The organism is Nonomuraea sp. NPDC049709, assembly GCF_040674815.1.
Taxonomy (GTDB): Bacteria; Actinomycetota; Actinomycetes; order Streptosporangiales; family Streptosporangiaceae; genus Nonomuraea.
In genome coordinates, this window is the sequence record NZ_JBFANM010000186.1 from 1 (window position 1) to 4372 (window position 4372).

8 protein-coding genes are annotated in these 4372 nt (G+C 72.3%); 6 read left to right on the forward strand and 2 right to left on the reverse strand.

Going from position 1 to position 4372, the window contains the following annotated elements; all coding sequences use genetic code 11:
- Window positions 1–626, reverse strand: a 626-nt coding sequence (locus tag AB0J69_RS61440) for an MFS transporter (protein WP_364138590.1), incomplete at its 3' end; no start/stop codon positions are given.
- 110 nt (window positions 627–736) lie between these two features.
- The gene (locus tag AB0J69_RS61445; protein WP_364138592.1) at window positions 737–1324 is read right to left on the reverse strand and encodes a helix-turn-helix domain-containing protein; all 588 of its coding nucleotides are present in this window, start codon (window positions 1322–1324) and stop codon (window positions 737–739) included.
- 145 nt (window positions 1325–1469) lie between these two features.
- Here AB0J69_RS61445 and AB0J69_RS61450 point away from each other — a divergent pair, with 145 nt between their 5' ends.
- The 6 genes from AB0J69_RS61450 to AB0J69_RS61475 form a co-directional block, all read left to right on the forward strand.
- On the forward strand, window positions 1470–2429 hold the full coding sequence (locus AB0J69_RS61450) for an alpha/beta hydrolase (protein ID WP_364138595.1): 960 nt from the start codon (window positions 1470–1472) through the stop codon (window positions 2427–2429).
- 38 nt (window positions 2430–2467) lie between these two features.
- Window positions 2468–2854 carry a hypothetical protein gene (locus AB0J69_RS61455; protein WP_364138598.1) on the forward strand — a complete coding sequence of 129 codons (387 nt, stop codon included), beginning with the start codon at window positions 2468–2470 and terminating at the stop codon, window positions 2852–2854.
- 59 nt (window positions 2855–2913) lie between these two features.
- Complete coding sequence (locus AB0J69_RS61460) at window positions 2914–3240, forward strand: DUF202 domain-containing protein (protein ID WP_364138601.1); 327 nt, start codon at window positions 2914–2916, stop codon at window positions 3238–3240.
- A gap of 14 nt (window positions 3241–3254) precedes the next feature.
- On the forward strand, window positions 3255–3590 hold the full coding sequence (locus AB0J69_RS61465; RefSeq protein WP_364138604.1) for a DUF202 domain-containing protein: 336 nt from the start codon (window positions 3255–3257) through the stop codon (window positions 3588–3590).
- A 57-nt stretch (window positions 3591–3647) separates the two neighbouring features.
- Entirely contained in the window at window positions 3648–3950 is a 303-nt protein-coding gene (locus tag AB0J69_RS61470; RefSeq protein WP_364138607.1) for a hypothetical protein, read from the forward strand.
- Between the two features lie 126 nt (window positions 3951–4076).
- Window positions 4077–4372, forward strand: a 296-nt coding sequence (locus tag AB0J69_RS61475; RefSeq protein ID WP_364138609.1) for a hypothetical protein, incomplete at its 3' end; no start/stop codon positions are given.

Genomic DNA, 4372 nt, shown 5'->3' on the forward strand with positions numbered 1-4372 from the left:
GGCCCGCCGGCCCGGCGCGACGTCGGGGCGGCCCGGCCCGGCGCCCGCAGGCCGGCCAGCAGCAGGGCCGAGAGCAGGAAGCAGGCCACGTCGATCCACACGACGGCCGCCAGCCCGCCCGCGCCGACCGCGACCCCGCCGGCCATCGCCCCCAGCAGGCGGGCGGCCTGGCCGCTCTGCCCGTGCAGGGCGTTGGCCCGGACGAGCTGCGACTCGGCCACGAGCTGGGGGAGGAGCGCCTTCTGGGCGGGGGCGAGCAGCGTGCTGAGCACGCCCGTCCACAGCGCGACGGCGTAGACGATCCACACCTGGGCCGGCTCGCGTACCGCCAGCAGCGGCAGCAACCCGGCGGCGAGGAGCAGGTCCGTGGTCACCAGCAGGCGGCGGCGGTCCCAGCGGTCGGCCAGCACCCCCGCCAGCGGGCCCAGCACGACGTCCGGCAGCCGCGAGACCAGTAGCATGATCGCGGTGGACAGCGTGGAGCCGGTCAGCTGGTAGACGTGGAAGGCCAGGCCGGTGCCGATCGCCCAGTCGCCGGTCTGGGAGACCAGACCCGCCGCCAGCAGCCGCCGGAAGTCCCGGCTCCCGCCCAGCAACCCCCGGATCCCGGCCCCCGCCTCACCCACCGGAACCACCCCGAACCGGCGAGAAAGACCTCCGCACCTCGGCCGCAGGACCCCGCGAGAAAGACCTCCGCACCTCGGCCGCCGGACCGGGTGAGGGAGACCTCCGGACCTCAGTCACCGGAGCCGGTCGGGGGGAGGGGGACCAGCATCTGGGTCAGCAGGACCGGGCGCGACCCCTCGGGCCGGGAGGCCGGATCGGCGACGCGGGCCATCAGCGGCTCCAGCAGTCCCGCCAGGCCGGCGCTGATCGCCCCGATCTCCTCCGGCGTCGCGTACAGGTAGGTGTTCCCCACCCCGCCGACCGCCCGCCACGCCCCGGTCTCGTCGGCGCGCTGCTGCTGCCACTCGACCAGCCGCGACAGCGCTCGCTCGGCGAGGACCTGCTCCAGCAGCCCCCGGGCGGCCGTGGTGTCGCCGTCGGCCCAATCCTGGACGGCCTCGGTCACCTTCCACGGCCGCTCCCGCTCGTCCCGCGCCTCGGCCTGTTCGACGAAGCCGTATTTGGCGAGCTGCCGCAGGTGGTAGGAGGCCAGAGCCTGGCTGATGCCGACCTCGCGGGCGGCGTCGGCGGCGGTCGCCGCGCCCGCGCGCAGCAGCAGCTCGTGCAGCGCCAGCCGGACCGGATGGGCGAACGCCCGCATCGCCGCCGGGTCGTCGAGCACCCGCCGGGGCCGCCCGGGCGTGGATTCCAAGGACATGCTTGGAATCTTCGGGCGAACTAGCCGAGGATGTCAAGGATTCCTTTGGAATGACGCCGGCCTTTGCCGGAACGGCAACGTGGTTCGCGTCACGGCCCACCTGGGGCGCATAGTTCCCGGAGAGCGAGAGAAGGGGAGGGCCGGCATGGCGGAAGGTGTCACGCATCGGCTGGTCGAGGTGCCCGGGGGCCGGATCCACGTGGCGGAGCAGGGCAGCGGCCCGCTGGTGCTGCTGGTGCACGGCTTTCCCGAGTCGTGGTATTCGTGGCGTCACCAGCTCCCGGCGATCGCCGCGGCCGGGTTCCGGGCGGCGGCCATCGACGTACGCGGCTACGGCCGCTCGTCCAAGCCCGCCCGCACGGCGGACTACCGGATGCTGGCGCACGTCGCCGACAACGCGGCCGTCGTTCGGGCCCTCGGCGAGCGCTCGGCGGTGATCGTCGGCCACGACTGGGGCTCGTCGATCGCGGCCCACTCCGCCCTGCTCAGGCCCGACCTCTTCCGGGCGGCCGGCCTGCTGAGCGTCCCGTACGCGCCGCGCGGCCCCCACCGCCCCACCGACGGCTTCGCCGCGGTCGGCGGGGACGAGGAGTTCTACGTCAGCTACTTCCAGGAGCCCGGCCGGGCCGAGGCGGAGATCGAGCCCGACGTGCGCGGCTGGCTGGCCGGCTTCTACGCCGCCCTGTCCGCGGAGGGGGAGGGCGCCTACTTCGTGCCCGAGGGCGGCCGGCTGCGCGACCGTTTCCCCAAGGGCGTCCTGCCCTCCTGGCTCACCGAGGCAGATCTGGACGTCTACGCGGGCGAGTTCGAGCGGACCGGCCTGACGGGGGCGCTCAACCGCTACCGCAACGTCGACCAGGACTGGGCGGACCTGGCCGCCTGGGACGGCGCGCCGATCACGCAGCCGGCGCTGTTCGTCGGCGGCGCGCTCGACGCCAGCACGACCTGGATGGCCGGCGCCATCGAGGCGTTCCCGCAGACCATGCCCGGCCTGGCCGGCTCTCACATCCTGGACGGCTGCGGTCACTGGGTGCAGCAGGAACGCCCGGACGAGGTCAACGACCTGCTGACCGGCTGGCTGCGATCGCTCCCGCGAGCCGCGTGATCACGGCACGTGGCCGTGCCCTTGGGTAGGGTCGAGATATGCCTCACTTCAAGAGCCGGTTCGTGCCCCTGGCCCTGTTCGCCTCGTGTGTCCTCGTCGCCGGTTGCAGCGAGGTCAACAGCACCATCGACAAGGCTCAGGCCTGCCTGGAGGCGCCGAAGATCATCGCCGATCTGGGCGCGCAGATCAGCCAGCTGACCAACGACCCACAGGCCATGGACAAGGCCCTGGACGACGCCGCCGCGAAGCTCAACGGTGTGGCCGACAAGGCCGCCAACACCACGATCAAGGAGGCCTCCGACGATCTGGCCGCCACGCTGACCGGCATCACCGTCAACGACGTCAACGACGCCGTGGACGCGGCACAGAAGGTCACCGCCGACGGAGCCGCCTACGTGGAGAAGATCGCGCAGGCCTGCAGCTGAGTAGCCAGGGAGAATCCCGGCTTCTCTAGGGGAAATAGGGACGAATTACCGTTTTTCCCATGGAACCCGACCCGCGTTTCACCTTGGCCAACGAACGCACCTTCCTCACGTGGCTGAGCACGGCGCTGGCGCTCAGCGCGGGTGGGGTCGCCATGGCGGCCGTGCCCGCGGACGTGTTCGTGCCGTGGATCCGTACGACGCTGGCCGTCGTCCTGGTCACCCTCTCCGCGCTGGCGGCGGGCATGGCCTACCCCCGCTGGCGCAACATCCAGCGGGCGCTGCGTCAGCAGGCGCCGCTGCCGCCGCCCGCCCTCGCGGCCGTCTTCGGGTACGGCGTCGCCGCCGTGGCCGTGGTCGCCCTCGTGCTCATCATCCTGTCGGCCTGACGGGCGCCTGACGGATGACGGGGGAAGAGGAGATCTGGGACCGGGGCCTGCAGAGCGAGCGCACCCGGCTGGCCTGGGTGCGCACGGCCGTGGCGCTGTCCACCGGCGGGCTCGGCGCGGCCGGGGTGGCCGCCAGGAGCGGCCTGCCCGCCATCGCGATCGCCGGTTTCGCGATGGCCGCGCTCTGCGGCGGCGTGCTGCTGATCAGGACGAGGCTGCGGTTCCGGCGGGTGCAGGCGGCGCTGCACGCCGGCCGGCCCCTGGACGCCGGACTCGACGCGTTTTTCGCCTGGCTTGGCACGTTGAGCGTGGTCGCGGGCGCTTTCACCTTTGTGTTCACCGTTCGGTGAGCCCGGTTGCGGGAATTCGGGAAGGAGGCGGAGACTCGGAACCAAGGGGGTGACCTCATGGAGGAGGAACACAGGAAAGTGCCCTTCGAGTGCCGGCGCTGCTGGCACGTATGGGAGGAAGACTACGTCGTCAGACGGATCGAAGACGACCACGGCAACGCGGGTGAGATCTGGCTGCGCGCCGGGCTGCCCGTCCCGCCGCCCTCGCCGGGCGCCATCTGCCCGCGGTGCGGCTGTCAGCAGGCCACCACGTTCCCGGACGGCTACCTGTCACGCCATCCGGAGCTGATCCCACCGGTCGAGCCGAGCGTCCCCGACGCGACGCCGCTGCTCAGCCCGGTGCGAAGGCCGCTTTACTGACTCCAAACCCTGACACTGGGTAAGGAATTCGTAGCGGTCGGTGGCGGAAAGCCCGTCTTGCAGGGAGATCGGAGCCAGGCGGACACTCGGGACGCAACGGCGATCGAACAGCCGGGGGTGGTCCTGATGACCGACGGGTTCGACACCCGCGAGATGTGGCCCTACGAATGCCTTCGCTGCCTGCACGTGTGGGAAGAGGAATTCGTCGTCAGACATCTCTCCGACGCGTACGGCAACGGGGTCGACATCTGGCTCAGCTCGGGAGTTCCCGTGCCGCCGCCCTGGTCGGGCACCGGTTGCCCCGACTGCGGCGCGTACGACGTGACCTGGTTCCCCTCCGGGTATCTGACCCGCCACCCCGAGCTCGTTCCCGGGCCCGAGCCCGATCCGGCACCGGTCCCGGCGCCGACCACTCGGCCGGC

Excerpts from the sequence above, each read along its gene's own strand:
- AB0J69_RS61470 (WP_364138607.1), top strand. The coding sequence starts at position 3,648 with ATGGAGGAGGAACACAGGAAAGTGCCCTTCGAGTGCCGGCGCTGCTGG.
- AB0J69_RS61465 (WP_364138604.1), top strand. The coding sequence starts at position 3,255 with ATGACGGGGGAAGAGGAGATCTGGGACCGGGGCCTGCAGAGCGAGCGC.
- AB0J69_RS61445 (WP_364138592.1), bottom strand. The coding sequence starts at position 1,324 with ATGTCCTTGGAATCCACGCCCGGGCGGCCCCGGCGGGTGCTCGACGAC.
- AB0J69_RS61455 (WP_364138598.1), top strand. The coding sequence starts at position 2,468 with ATGCCTCACTTCAAGAGCCGGTTCGTGCCCCTGGCCCTGTTCGCCTCG.
- AB0J69_RS61460 (WP_364138601.1), top strand. The coding sequence starts at position 2,914 with ATGGAACCCGACCCGCGTTTCACCTTGGCCAACGAACGCACCTTCCTC.
- AB0J69_RS61450 (WP_364138595.1), top strand. The coding sequence starts at position 1,470 with ATGGCGGAAGGTGTCACGCATCGGCTGGTCGAGGTGCCCGGGGGCCGG.